17 protein-coding genes are annotated in these 17,528 nt (G+C 77.1%); 10 read left to right on the plus strand and 7 right to left on the minus strand.

Annotation, left to right across the window (positions count from 1 at the left end; all coding sequences use genetic code 11):
- Window positions 1-19: 19 nt before the first annotated feature.
- The gene (locus FKM96_RS15015) at window positions 20-1,861 is read left to right on the plus strand and encodes a sodium:proton antiporter (protein WP_147795917.1); all 1,842 of its coding nucleotides are present in this window, start codon (window positions 20-22) and stop codon (window positions 1,859-1,861) included.
- A gap of 12 nt (window positions 1,862-1,873) precedes the next feature.
- Here the strand turns inward: FKM96_RS15015 and FKM96_RS15020 are convergent, their stop codons facing one another.
- From FKM96_RS15020 to FKM96_RS15030, 3 genes are all read right to left on the minus strand, one after another.
- Window positions 1,874-2,575, minus strand: coding sequence for a DUF305 domain-containing protein (locus FKM96_RS15020; RefSeq protein ID WP_210417283.1), 702 nt, complete (start codon window positions 2,573-2,575; stop codon window positions 1,874-1,876).
- Window positions 2,572-3,216 (minus strand): DUF3105 domain-containing protein, encoded by a 645-nt coding sequence (locus tag FKM96_RS15025; protein ID WP_147795918.1) that lies wholly within the window; start codon window positions 3,214-3,216, stop codon window positions 2,572-2,574. The genes FKM96_RS15020 and FKM96_RS15025 overlap by 4 nt, the downstream gene beginning before the upstream one ends.
- Before the next feature lie 70 nt (window positions 3,217-3,286).
- Window positions 3,287-5,569 (minus strand): bifunctional diguanylate cyclase/phosphodiesterase, encoded by a 2,283-nt coding sequence (locus tag FKM96_RS15030; protein WP_147795919.1) that lies wholly within the window; start codon window positions 5,567-5,569, stop codon window positions 3,287-3,289.
- A 117-nt stretch (window positions 5,570-5,686) separates the two neighbouring features.
- On the opposite strand from FKM96_RS15030, the gene FKM96_RS15035 reads away from it, so the two are divergent.
- The 5 genes from FKM96_RS15035 to FKM96_RS15055 are packed head-to-tail and all read left to right on the plus strand — an operon-like array spanning window position 5,687 to window position 10,796.
- Window positions 5,687-6,871, plus strand: a complete 1,185-nt coding sequence (locus tag FKM96_RS15035) for a PP2C family protein-serine/threonine phosphatase (protein ID WP_147795920.1) — start codon at window positions 5,687-5,689, stop codon at window positions 6,869-6,871.
- On the plus strand, window positions 6,868-8,838 hold the full coding sequence (locus FKM96_RS15040; RefSeq protein ID WP_147795921.1) for a glycosyltransferase family 2 protein: 1,971 nt from the start codon (window positions 6,868-6,870) through the stop codon (window positions 8,836-8,838). The genes FKM96_RS15035 and FKM96_RS15040 overlap by 4 nt, the downstream gene beginning before the upstream one ends.
- 19 nt (window positions 8,839-8,857) lie before the next feature.
- Window positions 8,858-9,193 (plus strand): STAS domain-containing protein, encoded by a 336-nt coding sequence (locus tag FKM96_RS15045; protein ID WP_147795922.1) that lies wholly within the window; start codon window positions 8,858-8,860, stop codon window positions 9,191-9,193.
- On the plus strand, window positions 9,180-9,605 hold the full coding sequence (locus FKM96_RS15050; protein WP_147795923.1) for an ATP-binding protein: 426 nt from the start codon (window positions 9,180-9,182) through the stop codon (window positions 9,603-9,605). Before FKM96_RS15045 ends, FKM96_RS15050 begins: the two co-directional genes overlap by 14 nt.
- Before the next feature lie 15 nt (window positions 9,606-9,620).
- Window positions 9,621-10,796: a PP2C family protein-serine/threonine phosphatase gene (locus FKM96_RS15055; protein ID WP_147795924.1), complete on the plus strand. Its 1,176-nt coding sequence runs from the start codon at window positions 9,621-9,623 to the stop codon at window positions 10,794-10,796.
- Window positions 10,797-10,837: 41 nt separating this feature from the next.
- Here the strand turns inward: FKM96_RS15055 and FKM96_RS15060 are convergent, their stop codons facing one another.
- Window positions 10,838-11,341, minus strand: coding sequence for a metallophosphoesterase (locus FKM96_RS15060; protein WP_147795925.1), 504 nt, complete (start codon window positions 11,339-11,341; stop codon window positions 10,838-10,840).
- A gap of 40 nt (window positions 11,342-11,381) precedes the next feature.
- A complete protein-coding gene (locus tag FKM96_RS15065) occupies window positions 11,382-13,460 on the minus strand; it encodes a SpoIIE family protein phosphatase (protein WP_147795926.1) in 2,079 nt (692 codons plus the stop codon).
- Window positions 13,461-13,683: 223 nt separating this feature from the next.
- Here FKM96_RS15065 and FKM96_RS15070 point away from each other — a divergent pair, with 223 nt between their 5' ends.
- The 3 genes from FKM96_RS15070 (at window position 13,684) to FKM96_RS15080 (ending at window position 16,088) form a co-directional block, all read left to right on the plus strand.
- Window positions 13,684-14,439 carry an SDR family NAD(P)-dependent oxidoreductase gene (locus FKM96_RS15070; protein WP_147795927.1) on the plus strand — a complete coding sequence of 252 codons (756 nt, stop codon included), beginning with the start codon at window positions 13,684-13,686 and terminating at the stop codon, window positions 14,437-14,439.
- Between the two features lie 120 nt (window positions 14,440-14,559).
- Window positions 14,560-15,210, plus strand: coding sequence for a hypothetical protein (locus FKM96_RS15075; RefSeq protein ID WP_147795928.1), 651 nt, complete (start codon window positions 14,560-14,562; stop codon window positions 15,208-15,210).
- A 116-nt stretch (window positions 15,211-15,326) separates the two neighbouring features.
- A complete protein-coding gene (locus FKM96_RS15080; RefSeq protein WP_147795929.1) occupies window positions 15,327-16,088 on the plus strand; it encodes a YcnI family protein in 762 nt (253 codons plus the stop codon).
- An 87-nt stretch (window positions 16,089-16,175) separates the two neighbouring features.
- Here the strand turns inward: FKM96_RS15080 and FKM96_RS15085 are convergent, their stop codons facing one another.
- Entirely contained in the window at window positions 16,176-16,421 is a 246-nt protein-coding gene (locus FKM96_RS15085) for a hypothetical protein (RefSeq protein WP_246855005.1), read from the minus strand.
- A gap of 37 nt (window positions 16,422-16,458) precedes the next feature.
- Here FKM96_RS15085 and FKM96_RS15090 point away from each other — a divergent pair, with 37 nt between their 5' ends.
- Window positions 16,459-16,986: a MarR family winged helix-turn-helix transcriptional regulator gene (locus FKM96_RS15090; protein WP_371300430.1), complete on the plus strand. Its 528-nt coding sequence runs from the start codon at window positions 16,459-16,461 to the stop codon at window positions 16,984-16,986.
- 35 nt (window positions 16,987-17,021) lie between these two features.
- On the opposite strand, the gene FKM96_RS15095 is transcribed toward FKM96_RS15090, so the two are convergent.
- Window positions 17,022-17,510 (minus strand): MarR family winged helix-turn-helix transcriptional regulator, encoded by a 489-nt coding sequence (locus tag FKM96_RS15095; RefSeq protein ID WP_147795931.1) that lies wholly within the window; start codon window positions 17,508-17,510, stop codon window positions 17,022-17,024.
- Between the last annotated feature and the right edge of the window lie 18 nt (window positions 17,511-17,528).

The raw sequence follows: 17,528 nt of genomic DNA on the forward strand, positions 1-17,528 counted from the left end.
CCACGGAGGGGCGGAGCGCATGGACCTGCTGCTGATCGGGGTGATCGGCGCCGTCGCGGTGGTCACGGTCACCGCCCTGGCCCCGCGGGTCGGGGTGTCGGCCCCGCTGCTGCTCGTCGCGCTCGGCGTCGGGATCAGCCTCCTCCCGGTGGTGCCGGCGGTCGAGATCGAGCCGGAGTGGATCCTCGGGGTGGTCCTGCCGCCGCTGCTCTACGCGACCTCGGTGTCGGTGCCGACGATGGACTTCCGGCGCGACCTCACCGCGATCAGCGGCCTGTCGGTGCTGCTCGTGGTCGCGACGTCGGTGGTGCTGGGCGTGATCTTCTCCTGGCTCATCCCGGACGTCACGCTCGCGACCGGGATCGCCCTGGGCGCCGTCCTCAGCCCGACCGACGCCGTGGCGACCTCGATCGTGCGGAAGTCCGGGGTGAGCCCCCGCATCGTCACGGTGCTGGAGGGCGAGAGCCTGCTGAACGACGCCTCCGCCCTGGTGCTCCTGCGCTCCGCGGTGGCGGCGACCGCCGCGTCGGTGACCCTGTGGGAGGTGGCGACGGACTTCGTCTACGCGGTGGTCGTGGCGGTCGCGATCGGCGGGCTGATCGGCAAGGTCAGCCTGTGGGTGCGGACCCGGGTCGCCGACCCGCACCTGACGACCGCGATCTCGTTCATCGTGCCGTTCGTCGCGTACATCCCCGCGGAGCACCTGAACGCGTCCGGCCTGGTCGCGACCGTCAGCGCCGGCCTCGTCGCCGGGTCGGGCAGCGTCCGGCTGCGGCCGCAGGACCGGATCGCCGAGGCCGCCAACTGGCGCACGCTCGAGCTGCTCCTCGAGGGCGCGGTGTTCCTGGTGATGGGGCTCGAGCTGTACGGCCTCGTCGCGGAGGTGCAGGCGGACCACGGCCACCTGTGGGTCGCGATCGGGCTCGGCGCGCTGTCGGCCGTCGTGGTGCTCGTGGTCCGCACCGGGTACGTCGCCTACCTGCTGTCCCGGCTGTCCCGGCGCGCGCGCCGCGGCGTCACGGTCCGCGGCTACCTCAGCGCGCTCAACGACCGCGCGGACTCGCTCGCCACCCTGACCCGGGAGGACCTGGCCGAGCGCCGGATCCCGGGCGCGCCGCCGGCGGGGGCCGCGCCGCGCGCCACCACCGCACCGGTGGACGCGGCGAAGGTGCGCCGGGTGCTCGGCCGTCGCCGGCCGCGTCTCGGCCGGGACGACGCGCCTGAGGCCCGTGGCGTCCGGCTGCGTTACCGGATCACCCGCCGGATCGCCGACATCGACTACCTGCAGGCCGAGCACCTCGGGCCGCGCGAGGGGGCGATCCTCGTGTGGGCCGGGATGCGCGGCGTCGTCACCCTCGCCGCCGCGCAGTCGCTGCCGCGGGACACCCCGCACCGCGCGCTGCTCGTGCTCGTCGCGTTCGTCGTGGCGGCCGGCACGCTGCTCGTGCAGGGCGGCACGCTCGGGTGGCTGGTGCGCCGGCTCGGCCTGGGCCGCGACGGCGCCGACGACCGGGCCGAGGTGGACCGGCTGGCGGGGGAGATGGCGGTGGCCGCCGCGGCGCTGCTCGGCGACCCCGACCTGCGCCGGCCCGACGGCACCCCGTACGACGCGGGGGTCCTGGAGAAGGCCCGGCGGATCGCGGAGCGGCAGGGCGGCGAGCTCGACGAGGACGAGGAGGCCGAGGACCGCGCCTCCGCCGCCGCGCAGGTGCGCGAGCTGCGGCTGGCGGTGCTGGACGCGCAGCGGGAGGCGCTGCTGAAGGTCCGCGACCTCGGCACCGCGAGCTCCGGCGCGCTGACCGAGGCGCTCCGGGTGCTCGACGCGGACCAGATCAGCCTGGAGCTGCGCGAGCGGGACTAGCGCGCGGCGGCGTCAGCCGACCGGGCCGCCCCGGGCGTCGAGCATGTCCTGCAGGGCGGTCAGCTCGCGCTCCTGCGACGTGACGATGTTCCGGGCCAGCGCCACCACCTGCGGGCGCTGCGCGTGCTCGACGGCGTACTCGGCCATCTCCACGCCGCCCTGGTGGTGCGGGATCATCAGCTGCAGGAACAGCCGGTCGGCCTCGGTCCCGGTCGCGGCGGTGAGCCGGGCGAGGTCCTCGCGGGACACCCACCCCGGCATCGCGGCGTAGCCCGACGCGTCGCCGGTCGCCGCGGTCGACCCGTGGCCGTGCTCCGTCCCGGTCATCCACGCCATCGGGGCCGCCGACGCCGCGGCCGGCAGCCCCCACGTCGACAGCCAGCCGGCCATCTGGCCGATCTGGTTCTGCTGGGTCAGCAGGATGTCGAGCGCGACCGTCCGCACCTCCTCGTCGGTGCTGCGGTCCCGGAGCAGCACCGCCAGGTCGACCGCCTGCGCGTGGTGCGCCTGCATGTCCCGGGCGAACCCGGCGTCGACCGACCCCTCGGGGGCCGCGGTGAGCGCCGGCTGCCGGGCGAGCAGCGCCCCGCCGAGCGCGCCCAGCACCAGGGCGGCGAGCGCCACCACGACGAGCACGACGCGCCCGTGACCCCGGCCCGCGGGTGCGGGGTCCGGCGCCACGGGCGCGTCGGTGCGCAGGTCCTCCGACGTCACGCCGGGGTGCCCACGCCGCTCGAGCAGGGCGCGCCGACCTCGGCGAGCTCCGGGTTGAGCAGGTACTTCTGGATGAAGACCGGCAGCCGCTCGTCGTCGACCGAGTCGACCTTGAGCTGGTAGCCCCACGCGCTCACGGCGACCGGGGAGGAGTCGAGGCCCTCGTACGGGGACACCAGCACGTAGGACTGGTTCTCGGCGAACGCCTGCAGCGTCGCGACGTCCGCGGCGGGCAGCGCGGGGTCGTAGGTGATCCACACGGCGCCGTGCTCGAGCGAGTGCACCGCGTTCTCGTCCGGCACCGGCTCGGTGTACACGCCGCAGTTCAGCCACGCGGCGTTGTGGTCCCCGCCGGCCGGCGGGGACTGCGGGTAGTCGACGGCGGTCGTGACGTGGTCGAACGTGAGGCCGTCGAACGCCTCGACGCCCTCGATGTCGGCGTCCGCCTGCGCCTGGAGGGCGGCCTTGTCGCGGCCGGCGTCGACGATCACCCAGGCGCTGACGCCGACGAGGGCGAGGACGAGGACGCCGGCGATCGAGCCGATCCAGACGGCGCGGCCGCGCTCCTTCTTGCGCTGCTCGGCTCGGACGGCGGCCAGGCGGGCCTGGCGCTCGGCCGCGGTGGGACGGCGGTCGGGCATGGGGTACTCCTCCGGTCGGTCGGCGCGGCCCGCGGGCCGGTCGGTCCGGCGAGAATACTTGAAGGATCTACTAATTGACAGGTGCCCCGGTGCCGAGGCGGGCGTCGAGCGCCGCCGGCGGCCCCGGCCGCCCCAGCGCCCAGCCCTGCGCGGCGTCGCAGCCCAGCTCCCGGAGCAGCGCGAGCGTGCGCTCGTCCTCGACGCCCTCCGCGACGACCTGCATGCCGAGCGCGTGCCCGAGGTCGATCGTCGAGCGGAGGATCTCGGCGCACACCCGGTCGTCGGCCGCGGGCGCCACGAACGCCCGGTCGACCTTGAGCACGGTGAACGGCAGCCGGCGCAGGTAGTCCAGCGAGCCGTAGCCGACGCCGTAGTCGTCGACCGCGAGCACGACGCCGAGGTCCGCGAGCGCCCGCAGCGTCCGCCCGGCCTGCGCGGCGTCGCGCATCGCCATCGTCTCGGTCACCTCGAGCCCCAGCGCGTCCGCGGCCAGCCCGTGCCGGTCCAGCGCGGCGCGCACGTCGCCGACCAGCCGGGGGTCGTCGAGGTCGTGCGCGGAGACGTTGACGGACACCACGAAGGACCGGGCGCCCGCCGCGCGCCAGCGGGCGCACTGCGTCAGGGCGACGTCGAGCACGTGCAGCGTCACCGGGCGGACGAACCCCGTGCGCTCCGCGGCGGGCACGAACGCGTCGGGGCCGAGCAGGCCGTGCGCGGGGTGCTGCCAGCGCACCAGCGCCTCGGCTCCGTCGACCCGGCCGGCCGCGACCGCGACCTGCGGCTGGAAGTGCACCACCAGCTCGCCGCACGCGGCGGCCGCGGGCAGCCGGCGCAGCAGGTCGGTCGCGCACAGCGCGGGGGCGCTCGGCCCGGCCGCGGGCCCGGGCCCCGGCCCGCGCTGAGCGGGCAGCGCGGCGCCGACGACGTCCAGCGCCACGCGCTCGTCGCGGTGCCGGGCGGTGACCAGCGCCGCGTCGGCCCGCGCGACGAGCGCGTCCGCCGCGGCCGGCCGCCCGGCTCCCACGGCACCGCCGACCATCGGCCGGACCGACAGGTCGAGCCCGCCCACCGCCAGGGGCGGGGTCAGCCGGGCGACCAGCCGGCGGGCGGCCTCCTCGGCCCCGGCGGGGTCGGCGACGTCCAGCCCCACCGCGAACACGTCGCGCGCCAGCCGCGCGGGCGTGCCGCCCTCCTCGGCCTCCCGGCCCACCACGGCGCCGACCGCGCGCAGCAGGTCGTCGGCCACCGCGTGCCCGAGCGTCTGCGCCACGTCGCGGTACCCGTCGAGGCTCACGAGCAGCACGGCGGGCACCGTCCCGGCGGGCGCGTCGTCGGCCGGCGTCTCCAGCCGGCGCGCGAGCCCGGTGGCGTTGGCGAGGCCGGTGAGCGGGTCGGTCACCGCGAGGTGCTCCAGCCGGCCGTGCTGGCGGCGCATCGCCCGCAGGACCCCGCCGAACCGGAGGAGGAACGCGGCGATCACGACGATGGCGGCGACGCACACCTCGGCGACGTGCACGGGCAGACCGAGCGCCGCCTCGAGGAGCGCCGTGCCGGGCAGGACGCAGACCGAGGCGCCGAGGAGCATCAGGTACCCGGTGCCGAGGTCCCCGTCGGCCCGCGGGGGAGCGACCCGGCCGGCGGAGGCGTGCCGGGCGGCGGCCGCGAGCAGCACGTACCCCGCGAGCCAGAGGGAGTCGAGCAGGTGCACGCGCGCGTCGAGCGCGGGCCAGCCCGGCGCGAGCAGGAACAGCTCGTCGGCCAGCAGGATCGCCAGCACGCCCCAGGTCGAGAGCCGCAGGGCCGGCGGCCGGGTACCCGCGGCGGTGGCGGCGCGGGCGAGGAGGACGAGCAGCACGGCGTCGCCCACGGGGTAGGCCGCGCCGACGGCGGTGCCCAGCGGGTCGGCGGCCCAGGTGGACAGCGTCGGCTCCAGGACCGCGAGCCACAGGACGAGCAGGGCGCCGCTCGTCACCAGCACCGCGTCGAGCAGCCAGGTCGGGCGCCTCCCCCGCGGCGCGGGGAACGCGCGGACCAGCCCGGCGGCCAGCAGCGGGTAGGACGCGACGTAGGCCACGTCGGCCACGGACGGGAACGGCTCCACCCCGAGGCCGCGCTCCAGCAGGGTCCACAGCGCGTCGCCGACCACCCAGGCGACCAGCCCGAGCGCCAGCAGCCGCCAGGCGCGCCGCTGCGGTCCGACGACGCGGCCCGCGGCGCTGAGCGCCCGCGCGGCGCACACCGCGCCGACCGCCACGTAGAGCACGTCCCGCGGCGTGCCCGGGGGCAGCACCGCGTGCACCGTCAGCGCGGCGACGGCGACCGCGACCGGCGGGACGGGGACACGGTGGAGCACGGACTCCTCATCGGCATCCTGCGGTGCTCCTTGACCCGTCAGGCGGGTGGTCTCGGCACGCCGCGCCGCCCTGCGGGTCAGGGGTCCTGTGGGTAGGGTCGCGCCGGGGGGTGAGGCATGGGCGAGACCGCACGGGGCGACGTCGACGAGGCACGACGCGTCGCGGCGCTGCGCGAGCTGGACGTCCTCGACACGCCCCCGGAGGAGCGGTTCGACCGGGTGACCCGGCTGGCGCAGCAGCTGTTCGGGGTCCAGATGGCGTTCGTCTCGCTGGTGGACGCCGACCGGCTGTTCCTCAAGTCGCACCAGGGCACCGGCGCCCGCGAGACGCCGCGCGACGGCATGTTCTGCGCCGTCGCGATCGAGCAGCCCGCGACGCTGGTGGTCCCCGACGCCGCCCTGGACCCCCGGTTCGCGGTGGCCCCCTTCGTGACCGGCGAGCCGCACATCCGGTTCTACGCCGGGCGGCCCCTGGCGACCGCGGGCGGCCAGCGGGTCGGCACGCTGTGCCTGATGGACCGCCGGCCGCGGGAGTTCTCCGCGGAGGACGAGGCGCTGCTCGTCGACCTCGCCGCGTGGGTGGAGAAGGAGCTGTCCGCGGACGCCGAGCTCGGGCGCGCCGCCGAGGTGCAGCGCGGGCTGCTGCCCACCGGCGCGCCGGACGTCCCGGGGTGGGACCTGGCCGGCGCCTGCCTCCCCGCGCACGGGGTGGGCGGCGACTTCTACGACTGGCAGGCGACCCCGGAGCGCCTGCTGCTGACCCTCGCGGACGTGATGGACCGGGGCCTGGGGGCCGCGATCATCGCCGCGACGGTGCGCTCGGTGCTCCGCGGCGTCGGCCGGCACGAGGACGTGGCGGCGGCGGTGGCGCTCGCGGAGCGGGTGCTCGAGCCCGACCTCGACCGGGCCGGCGCGTTCGTCACCGCGTTCCACGCGGAGCTCGACCCGGCGACCGGCGTGCTGCGGTACACGGACGCGGGACACGGCCTCGCGGTGCTGCGCGCCGCCGACGGGACCCTGCGGCGGCTGCCCGCGCAGGGTCCGCCGCTCGGCGTGGTCGTGGGGGTGCCGCGCGCGGCGGCCGAGGTCGTGCTCGCGCCCGGCGACACCCTGGCCGTCGTGAGCGACGGCCTGCTCGAGCGCGGCGACCGGGCGCTGGACCCGGAGGACGTGCTGGCGGGGCCGCTCGGCGCCGCCACGTCGGCGGCGGACGCCGTGGCCCGCGTGCTCGCGGCCGCCGGTACCGCCACGGACCGCCCCGACGACGTGACCGTCGTGGTGCTGAAGAGGGAGAACGGATGAGGCAGCAGCTCGTGCTGCGGGTCGTCGTGGTGCTCACGCTCCTGCTGGGCGTGAACTACATCGCCTGGCGCTGGCTCGACTCGGTGAACTGGTCGGCGTGGTGGATCGCCGTCCCGCTGGTGATCGCGGAGACGTACTCGCTGATCGACGTCGCGCTGTTCGGCATGACGATGTGGAAGGCGAAGCGGCGCGACGACCCGCCCGCGCCGGCGCCCGGGATCACGGTCGACGTGTTCGTCACCACGTACGACGAGCCCGTGGAGCTGGTGATGCGGACCGCGGAGGCCGCGCGCGACATCGCGTACCCGCACCGCACCTTCGTGCTGGACGACGGATCGCGGCCCGACCTGGCCGCCGCCGCGCGCGCCGCCGGGGTCGGGTACATCGAGCGCTCCGAGGACTGGACCGACCGGCCGCGGCACGCCAAGGCCGGCAACCTCAACAACGCGCTGTTCCAGACGGACGGCGAGTTCCTGCTCATCCTCGACGCGGACCAGATCCCGGAGCCGGAGCTCCTCGACCGCGTCCTCGGGTACTTCGAGGACCCCGCGGTCGCGCTCGTGCAGACGCCGCAGTTCTTCACCAACGTCACCTCCGCCGACCCCCTCGGCAGCCAGGCGCCGCTGTTCTACGGCCCGATCCAGCAGGGCAAGGACGGCTGGAACGCCGCGTTCTTCTGCGGGTCGAACGCGGTGCTGCGCCGGGACGCCCTCATGCAGCTCGGCCTGGTCGGCTACGTCCGGGAGACCGAGCGGTCGGTGCGCGAGGCGCTGCACGCGTCGCGCCGGCTGCTCGACCGTGCGCAGCGGGACGCCCCGGACGCCGCCCAGGCCGCGGTGCTGCACGAGGTGCAGGAGGCGGCCGCGCGGGCGCTCGCGCAGCTCGACGCGGGCGAGCCGCTGTCGGACGTCACGTACGGCTTCCAGCGCGAGGTCGACGGGATCTCGGCGCAGGTCGTGGCCCGGGACGTCGCGAGCATCCAGGACGACCTCGCCGCGATCGCGGCGCTGCCGATCGCCCGGGACGACGAGATCGGCGCGGTCGTCGTCGACGAGCCCGCGCTGGCCCGGCTCGCCGACCGCGAGTGGTCGCCGCTCGGTGCGATCGAGTCGGTGCAGGCGCTGGTGCGGGCGGTGGACGTGGACCGGTCCTCCGAGGCGCAGGCCGTGATGCCGGTCGCCACGCTGTCGGTCACCGAGGACATGGCGACCGCGATGCGGCTGCACTCCCTCGGCTGGAGGACCGTCTACCACCACGAGAGCCTGGCCCACGGCCTCGCCCCCGAGGACCTCGGCACGATGATGACCCAGCGGCTGCGCTGGGCGCAGGGCACGATGCAGGTGATGCTCAAGGAGAACCCGCTGGGCGTCCGGGGCCTGGCGGTCGGCCAGAAGCTCATGTACTTCGCGACCATGTGGTCCTACCTGTCGGGCTTCGCCGCGCTGGTCTACCTGGCCGCGCCGATCATCTTCCTGTGCTTCGGCGTGCTGCCCGTGACCGCCTGGACGGTCGACTTCTTCGCCCGGTTCATCCCGTTCTTCCTGGCCAGCCAGCTGCTGTTCGTGGTGGCGGCCCGGGGCGTGAAGACCTGGCGCGGGCAGCAGTACGCGCTCGCGCTGTTCCCGGTGTGGATCAAGGCCGTGTGGACCGCGGTGGCGAACGTGTGGTTCGGCCGGCCGCTCGGCTTCGCGGTGACCCCGAAGGTCCGGCCAGACGGGTCGCCCAGCCAGTGGCGGCTCGTCTGGCCCCAGCTGCTCGCGATGGCGCTGCTGGTCGTCGCGGCGGTGGTCGGGATCGTCCGGGCGTCGCTCGGGCTGTCCCTCTGGGTGGGCACGACCGTGAACCTGCTGTGGGTGGTGTACGACCTGGTGGTGCTCAGCGTGGTGGTGCAGGCGCTCCGCTACCGCGGGTTCGCCGGGCCCGAGGCGAGCCCGCCGCCCAGCGCGCGGCGCCGGGGCATCGCATGACGACGACGAGGAGGACCCGATGGAGCTGACGACCGACCGGACCGAGGGCGCGGCCGTGCTGCGCGTGCAGGGCCGGCTGACCATGGCCGCCGCGGGCGAGCTGAAGGCCGCCGTCGACCGCGAGGTGGCCGAGGGGCGCACGCTCGTGGTCGTCGACCTGGCGGAGACGGCGTTCCTGGACTCGTCCGGGCTGGGCGCGCTGGTCGGCGGGCTGCGGACCGCCCGCGCCGCCGGGGGCGACCTGCGGATCGCCCGCGTCGGCCAGCAGGTCCGCACCGTGCTGGAGCTCACCACGATGGACCGGGTGCTCCGCCCGTACGCCACCGTCGAGGACGCGGTCGGTGCCGGCCGCTGACGGGGCCGTCGAGCTCCGCGTCGACGGCACCGCGCAGACCGCGTGGCTGGAGGACGTCCACGCCGCGCTCGCGCGCCTGTGGGACGCGGCGCCCGAGGTGCCCGACCTGGACCGGCTGCGGTTCGAGACCGCGGTCATCGAGATCGCGACGAACGTCGTGCGGCACACCGTCCCGGTCGGCGACGGCCCCGTCCGGGCGAGCGTGCGGCTGCGCGCCGACCCCGCGCGGCTGGAGGCCGAGCTCACCGACGACGGCGCACCGGTGCGGGTCGACCTCGACCCGGCGCCGGTGGACGACTTCGCCGAGAGCGGGCGGGGGATCGCCCTGGTGCTGCGGGCCGTCGACAGCCTGAGCCTGGCGCGGGAGGACGGCCGCAACACCTGGCGGCTGGCCCGGCACCGGTCGGCGTGACGTACGGTCGTGCCGATGGCTTCTGACACCCTGCACCTGGAAGACGACCGCGTCGCCGCGCTGCACCGGCTCGGCGTGCTCGACACCCCCGCCGAGGACCGGTTCGACCGCGTCGTCCGGCTCGCCCGGCAGCTGTTCGGCGTGTCGACCGCGATCGTCTCGCTCGTCGACCGCCAGGTCGTCGTGCACAAGGCGATGGTGGGCTTCGACGAGCCGGTCGTCCCCCGCGAGGAGTCGTTCTGCGGCACGACGGTCCAGGAGGACCGGATGCTCGTCGTCCCCGACGCCGCCCAGGACGAGCGGTTCCGGGACAAGCCGTTCGTCGTGGGCCCGGACGGGCTCCGGTTCTACGCCGGGCAGCCCCTCGTCGCGCCGGGCGGCTACCGCGTCGGCACGCTGTGCATCGCCGACCAGCAGCCCCGGCAGTTCGACGCGGACAGCGCCTCCCTGCTGCGCGACCTCGCCGCGTGGGTCGAGAAGGAGCTCGTCATCGACTCCGAGCTCGAGCGCGCGGCCCAGGTGCAGGCGGGGCTGCTGCCCCGGTCCGCGCCGGTGGTGCCCGGCTACGAGGTCGCGGGGGCGTGCCTGCCCAGCCGGGCCGTGGGCGGCGACTTCTACGACTGGTCGACGACCGGGAGCGGCCTCGTGCTGAGCCTCGTCGACGTCATGGGCAAGGGCGCGGGCGCCGGGATCATGGCGGCCTCGATCCGCGCGGTGCTGCGCGGCTCCGCCCACGGCGCCGACGTCGCGCAGTCCCTGCTGTACGCCGGCGCGATCCTGCACTCCGACCTGTCCGGCGCCGGGGTGTTCGCCACCGCGTTCCACGCCTCGCTCGACGCCGCGAGCGGCGACGTCTGCTACGCGGACGCCGGCCACGGGCTCACCGTCGTCGTCCGCTCCGACGGGTCCGACGAGCGGCTGCCGGCGACCGGCCTCCCGCTCGGCGTCCTGGACGAGGAGGCCCGCGAGCAGCGGGTCGTGCACCTCGGGCCCGGCGACCTGCTGCTGACGTTCTCCGACGGGCTGCTCGACCTGGTCGACGGCACGCTCGCGGGGCTGCCGCCGGTGGTCGACGCCGTCCGGGGCGCCGGGTCCGCGGACGCGGCGGTCGACGCGGTGCTGCGCCTCGCGGCGGGAGCGGCCGAGCGGCCGGACGACATCACGGTCGTGGCGGTGCGCCGGGCGGGCTGACCGGTGACGCCGGGCGACGGCGCCCGGCGTGGCGCGTGCGCTCAGGCGCGCGGCGGCACCGCGTGCAGCACCACGTCGTGCAGCGCCCCGCCCTCGGCCCGGGCCGTCAGGTAGGTCCCCGCCGGCTGCCGGCGGCGGTCGGTCGGCGACCCGGGGTTCAGCAGGCGCAGCCCGCCGGGTGCGACGGTGTCCCACGGGATGTGGCTGTGGCCGAACACCAGCACGTCGGCGTCGGGGTACGCCGCGGCGCACCGCGCCTCCCGGCCCGCCGCCTGCCCGGTCTCGTGCACGACCGCGAACCGCAGCCCGCCGAGCTCCGCGCGGGCCACCTCCGGCAGCCGGGCGCGCAGGTCGGACCCGTCGTTGTTGCCCCAGCAGCCGACGAGCCGCCGCGCCCGGGCCTCCAGGGCGTCCAGGAGCGCCACGTCGACCCAGTCGCCCGCGTGCAGCACGACGTCGGCGGCGTCGACGGCGTCCCACACCGCCGGGGGCAGGTCGCGCGCGCGGCGCGGGACGTGGGTGTCGGCGAGGAGCAGCAGGTCCACGGGGCCTCCGGTGCCGGGGGTTCGGGCGGGGTCGTCCGGGTCAGGCGGCGCGGCGCAGCGCGACGACCGTGAGGTCGTCCTCGGGGTGCCGGGGGTCGACCAGCGACAGCACCGCGTCGGCGGCCTGCTCGGCGGTACGCGTGCCGCGCACCGCGCGCCCCACCTGGTCCAGGTCGCCCAGCGACCCGCCGAGCGCGTCGAGCACCCCGTCGGAGAACGTCACCAGCAGCTCGCCCGGGGCCAGCCGGGCGCGGGCGGTCACCCGGTCGGGCCCGGGAGCGATCCCGAGCGGCAGCCCGGTCGCCGAGAGCCGGCGCGCCGTGCCGTCCTGGCCGACGATCAGGGACAGGCCGTGCCCCGCGTCCGTGTAGGACACCTGCCCGTCCGCCGCGTCCACGTAGGCGCGGAACATCGTCACGAACGCGCCGGCGTTCGCGAGGTCCGCGGTCATCGCCCGCTCGGTCGCCGCCAGCGTGCCGGCGACGTCCTGCAGCGCGGACTGCGCGTGCAGCACCGAGCGCGTGGTCGCGGCCAGGATCGCGGCGGCCGGGCCCTTGCCCATCACGTCGGCGAGGGTGAGCACCAGGCCGTCCGCCACCGCCTGCCAGTCGTAGAAGTCGCCCCCCACCGAGCCCGCGGGCACGAACCGCGCCGCGAGGTCCAGCCCGGGCACGTCGAGCGCGCGCGACGGCAGCAGGCTCGCCTGCACCAGGGCCGCCCGGCGCAGCTCCGTGCGCTCGACCGTGACGTCCCGCAGCACCGTCACCGCGCCGCCGCCCGCCGCGGCGGGCAGGGGCGAGGCCGAGAACGTGACGATGCGCGGCTCCGTCGCACCCGGCACCCGCACGAGCAGGTCCGCCTCGCGCACCTGCTCGCCCGCGAGGGCCCGGCGGAACGGCAGCTCCGCGTCCGGGACCGGGCTGCCGTCGAGGTGCGCGAGGTGGGCCAGGTCCGCGTCGCCCGCGCCGTCGGGCGCGGTGCGGCCGGTGAGCAGCAGGCCCGCGGTGGGGTTGCGCACCACCACGCGACCGGCTGCGTCGACCACCCGGACGCCCTCCGACATCGTGTCCACGACCGTCGCCAGCAGCGTCGCCTGCTCCTGCGCGCGGTCCCGGGCGGCCTGCAGGTCCGCGACCAGGAGCGCCCGCTCGTCGCGGGCGATCGCGAGGGCGAGCCCGATCACCGCGACCAGCCCGACGTAGAGCTGGGCGATCGCCACCTGGGCCGTCGGGTCGGGCAGCTCCGCGAACGGGCCCGACCCGGCGAGCGTGAGCTGGATCGCGACGACGCCGCACAGCGTGGTGTGCAGCACGACCGACCGCGTCGGCAGCCGGGAGCCAGCCCACACCGTGAGGCCGATGAGCGGGAACACCACCGCGAGCCAGTCGATCTCGACGAACCACACCACGTAGAGCAGCGGGGCGAGCAGCATCGCCGCGAGGTAGTCGGCGCCCCTGCCCTCCGTCCACCACTCGACGCGTTCGGGCGCCGTGCGCGACCGGCGACCGCGCAGCCACGCGCCGAGGGTGAAGCCGAGCGAGCCGATGCCGACGATCGCGACGGTGTTCCGCGCGCACCAGAGCAGCGCCGTGCGCCACGTCCACGGCTCGCCGCCGAGGACCACGGCCAGCTCGACCAGCGGGGCCGAGACCACGGAGCTCAGCGCGGCGCCGAGCACGAACCACCAGAGGTCGGGCACCCGGCGCAGCTGCTGGGTGCCGCGGGCGGCCCAGACGTACGGCGCGTACCGGGCGAGCACCGCCGCGCAGACCACCGCCTGCACGGTCGCGGCGAGCGCGCCGATCGCGGCGGTCGACGCCGACGCGCCGGTCGCCGCGACCACGGTGCCGGTCGACAGGGCGAGCACCAGCGGGTCCAGCCAGGGCCACGGGCGGCGGGCCCGCGCCACCAGCCACAGCACCGAGACCCCCGCGGCCGGCCAGACCAGGCTGACCTCTGCGTCGGGGACGCGGTTCGCGCGGCCGAGCAGGCAGGCGGCGGCGTTGAGCAGCGCGAACAGCGCCACGAGGCGCAGGTCGCGGGCGGTCGGCCGACGGGGCGCGCGGGGGAGCCGCGGGGTCCCGGCGGTGGTCGCGCCGCTCTGCGGCTCCGTCGTCACGCGCCCTCCCTGATGTCGTCCGCTCCCGACGAGCAGGCTACGGGGCTGCGCGCCGTGGCGCCCGGGCCGTGGAGTCCGCGGCCCGGACGGCGGTGTCAAGGGCCGTCGGTCCCGGTGTGATCGTCCCGACACCGCGAGCGGCCATCACCGACCGGTCGGTCGGTGTTGACTCGGACGGGCCGCGCCCCGCGGCTCACGAGATCTGAGCGAGGAGTGACGCGTGATGGCGCGGTTCGACGGCAAGGTGGCCCTGGTGACGGGTGGCGGCAGCGGGATCGGGGAGGCCGTCGCGCAGCGGCTCGCCGCGGAGGGCGCGTCCGTCGTGCTCACCGACATCCGGCTCGAGGCGGCGCAGCGGGTGGCCGACGAGATCGTCGCGGCCGGCGGCGCCGCGTCCGCGTTCCAGCAGGACACCGCCGACCCCGAGAGCTCGCGCGCCGCCGTCGACTTCGCGGTCGCGACCTACGGCGCGCTGCACCTCGCGGTGAACAACGCCGGCATCGCGGCCCGGAACCAGCTGCCGACCGGCGAGCTCGACCTCGACGCCGACTGGCGCCGCGTCATCGACATCAACCTCAACGGCGTGCTGTACGGCCTGCGGTACGAGCTGCCCGCCATCGAGGCCGCGGGCGGCGGAGCGGTCGTCAACATGGCGTCGATGCACGCGCTCGTCGCCGCGCCGGGCAACTCCGCCTACGTCGCGTCGAAGCACGCGATCAACGGCCTGACCAAGAACGCCGCCGTCGAGTACGGCACGCGCGGCGTCCGGGTCAACGCGGTCGCGCCGGGCAACATCTGGACGCCGCTGATGGCGCAGCTCCCGCAGGACCAGATCGACGCCATCACGGCGAAGCACCCGATCGGCCGGATCGGCCGGCCGGACGAGGTCGCCGCGCTCGTGGCCTTCCTCCTGAGCGACGAGGCGTCGTTCATCACGGGCAGCCTGCACCAGGTCGACGGCGGGTACCCGGCCGCCTGACACCCGCCGCGCTCGGGCGGGCGCCGGCGACCCGCCGGGTGACCGGCCCGCGCGCGTCGGCGCGCCGGTCACCCGGCGCCGGTGGGACCTTCGTCCCGGCGATGCCGTAGCGTCGGCGCCGTGGACCCGTCCGTGCAGCGTGCGCTCGTCGTGGGGCGCCTGCTCGGCGTCGCGGCGACCGTGCTCGCGCTCGGGTCCGGTGCGCACGTGCTCGGCGGCGGCCACGCCCCGTCCGGGAGCGCGCTCGCCCTCATCGGGTCGCTCGTCGTGGTCGGCTCCGCGGCGCTCGCGCGCCGGCCCCTGACCGTGCGGGTCCTGCTCCCGGCAGCGGTGGCCGGTCAGCTCGGGGTGCACGCGGCGCTCACCTGGCTCGCGCCGGGCGCGGGCGCCGCGCTCCCGGGCGCGGCGCACGGCGGGCACGGGGTCGTCCTCCCGGGGGCGGTGCCCGGCCTCGCCGGGGCCGCGGCCCGAGTCCCGGTCGACGCCGTGGTCGCCGACCCGCACGGCGCCGGCGGGCTGATGCTCGCCGCCCACGCCGCCGCGATGGCGGCCACCGTGCTGCTGCTCGTGGCGACCGACCGCGGGGTCCTCGCGCTCGCCCGCCGCTGGGCGGCGCTGCTGCCGGCGCTCGCGGGCGCGCTGCCGACCCCGGTCGCGCCGCGCGCGCGGCCCGTGGCGCCGGTCGCCGCCGCACCGCGCCCGGTGCCGGCCCTGCGCGGCGGCGTCGCGAGGCGCGGCCCGCCCGGGGTGCTCCGCCCCCGCGTGGCCTGAGCCCCCGCACGCCCTGCGCGGCGGGGGCGCCGGGTCGCGCCGTCCCCGCGCGCCCCGCCGTCGCCCCGTGCGACGGCCCGGCGGCGCGCGCCACGCCGTCCCCAGGAGAACCGACCATGTCCGCATCGCCCCGCGCCCTCGCGCGCCTCGCCGCCGGCCCCGCTCTGGCCGCCGCCCTCGTCCTCGGCTCCGCCGCCGCGGCGTCCGCGCACGTCCGCGTCGTCCCCGAGACCACCGCCGCCGGCGGCTGGACCGTCCTCACCTTCCGGGTGCCCAACGAGTCGCCGACGTCGGCGACGACCCGGGTGACCGTCGACCTGCCGACGGACACGCCCCTGACGTCGGTCTCGACGCAGCCCGTGCCCGGGTGGAGCGCCACCGTCGAGCGCGGCGCTCTGCCCGAGCCGGTCGAGGTCGACGGCACAACCCTCACCCAGGCGCCGCTGCACGTCACCTGGACCGCCGACGGCGCCGGCATCGGCGACGGCGAGTTCCAGCAGTTCGCGATCTCGGTCGGCCCGCTGCCCGCGGCCGGCACCGAGCTCGTCCTGCCCGCGCACCAGGAGTACGCCGACGGCGAGGTCGTCGACTGGGACCAGGTCGCCGAGGGCGACGAGGAGCCGGACAGCCCGGCGCCGACCTTCACGACGACCGAGGCGGCGGCGGACGGCCACGGCCACGGCACGGCGGACGCGTCGGGCGACGGGTCCGAGGACGCCGGGGCGGGCGACGAGGTCGGGGCTGGGGATGCCGGGTCCGGCTCGTCGACCGACGACGCCGGCGCGCTGCCCGTCGTGCTCGGCGGCCTCGGCCTCGCGGCCGGCGTCGGCGCCCTCGTCGTCGCCGTGCTCGCGTGGCGGCGGGCCGGGGCGCGCTGAGCGGCGTCCCCCACGCACGACGCCCCCGCGACCGGCTCGGTCGCGGGGGCGTCGCGCTGCGCGGGGTGTGTGCCGCGGGGAGCGGTGTCAGTCCTCGACGGGGCGCTCCACGAGGTAGGACCGGCCGTCGGCACCGACGACCCGCACGAACTCGGTGCGCAGCGCCTGGTCCCGCTCGCGGTCGGCCTCGGCCACCTCGCGGTCCGGGGCCAGGGGGTCGCCGACCTGGGCCGGCCCGAACACGCTGAGCAGCGCCGCCTCGCGCCTGTCGTTCGCCCTGCCGATCTTGCCCATGCCCGCCGCCTCGTCCCGTCCGATGCTGAGGGCGCTCATCATATGCGCACGAACGATCCGGGCTAGCATCGGGGGCGTGATCCCGCCCGCCCCGACCGCCGTCCCTGCTCCCGGGGCGGCTGCATCGGGCCCGGCTGCGTCCAGCGCTGACGCACCCGCCGGTGACCCGCTCGCCGTCGAGGCGCAGGTCTGCCTCGCGATGTCGGCCGCGGCCCGCGCGCTCGTCGGGTTCTACCGGCCGCTGCTCGAGCCGCTCGGGCTGACGCACCCGCAGTACCTCGCGATGCTCGCGCTCTGGCAGCACGGCGACCTCACGCTCAAGGCGCTCGCGGCGCTGCTGCACCTCGAGCCCGCCACCGCGTCGCCGCTGGTCCGCCGGCTCGAGGCGCTCGGGCTGGTCGAGCGGGCGCGCGACGGCGCGGACGAGCGGGCCCTCGCGATCCGCCTGACCGACGACGGGCGCGCCCTGCGGGAGCGGGCCGTCGGCATCCCGGCCGCGATGGTCGACGGGCTGCGGCTCGACCTCGGCCAGGTGGCCCAGGTGCGCGAGGCGGCGCAGCTCCTGCTCGCCGCGTGCGAGGACGCCGAGGCGCGCCGGGGCTGACGCCGCGCCCGGGCGCCGGGTGGCCTGCGCCCGGGTCAGCGCCCGAGCGCGTGCTCCACCGTCGTGCACGGGTCGCCGGTCTCGCGGTACCCGCAGGCCGCGCGGCGCAGGAGCTGCCCGACCGCGGCGCGGTCCGCCGGGTCGAGCGCGCCGAACACCGCGTCCTCCGCGACGGCCATCCGGTGCTCCAGCTCCGCGAGCAGCGCCTCGGCGCCCGCCGTGGGGTGCACCCGGCGCTGCCGCCGGTCGACCTCGGCCACCCGCCGCTCCACCAGGCCGGCGCGCTCCAGGTCGTCGATCAGGTACGTCATCACCGTGCGGTCGATCCCGAGGCTCGCCGCCAGCGCGGCCTGGCTCGGGTGCGCCCCGCGCACCACCTCGCGCAGCACCAGGAACCCCCGGAACCCGTGGGGCACCGCCTCGACCGCGGACGTCATCGCGTGCTCGTAGGCGCGGAGCAGCACGCCGAGCGACCACCCGAGATCGGAGGCGGGGTGCGTCGTCTGCTCGCCGGTCGCCGTCATACGGGAATCGTACGCCCC

Source organism: Cellulomonas sp. Y8, from assembly GCF_008033115.1.
Classification (GTDB): Bacteria; Actinomycetota; Actinomycetes; order Actinomycetales; family Cellulomonadaceae; genus Cellulomonas.

Coding starts and splice junctions, on each gene's coding strand:
- FKM96_RS15080 (WP_147795929.1), top strand. CDS start 15,327: ATGTCCGCATCGCCCCGCGCCCTCGCGCGCCTCGCCGCCGGCCCCGCT.
- FKM96_RS15070 (WP_147795927.1), top strand. CDS start 13,684: ATGGCGCGGTTCGACGGCAAGGTGGCCCTGGTGACGGGTGGCGGCAGC.
- FKM96_RS15085 (WP_246855005.1), bottom strand. CDS start 16,421: ATGAGCGCCCTCAGCATCGGACGGGACGAGGCGGCGGGCATGGGCAAG.
- FKM96_RS15045 (WP_147795922.1), top strand. CDS start 8,858: ATGGAGCTGACGACCGACCGGACCGAGGGCGCGGCCGTGCTGCGCGTG.
- FKM96_RS15040 (WP_147795921.1), top strand. CDS start 6,868: ATGAGGCAGCAGCTCGTGCTGCGGGTCGTCGTGGTGCTCACGCTCCTG.
- FKM96_RS15025 (WP_147795918.1), bottom strand. CDS start 3,216: ATGCCCGACCGCCGTCCCACCGCGGCCGAGCGCCAGGCCCGCCTGGCC.
- FKM96_RS15095 (WP_147795931.1), bottom strand. CDS start 17,510: ATGACGGCGACCGGCGAGCAGACGACGCACCCCGCCTCCGATCTCGGG.
- FKM96_RS15015 (WP_147795917.1), top strand. CDS start 20: ATGGACCTGCTGCTGATCGGGGTGATCGGCGCCGTCGCGGTGGTCACG.
- FKM96_RS15055 (WP_147795924.1), top strand. CDS start 9,621: ATGGCTTCTGACACCCTGCACCTGGAAGACGACCGCGTCGCCGCGCTG.
- FKM96_RS15035 (WP_147795920.1), top strand. CDS start 5,687: ATGGGCGAGACCGCACGGGGCGACGTCGACGAGGCACGACGCGTCGCG.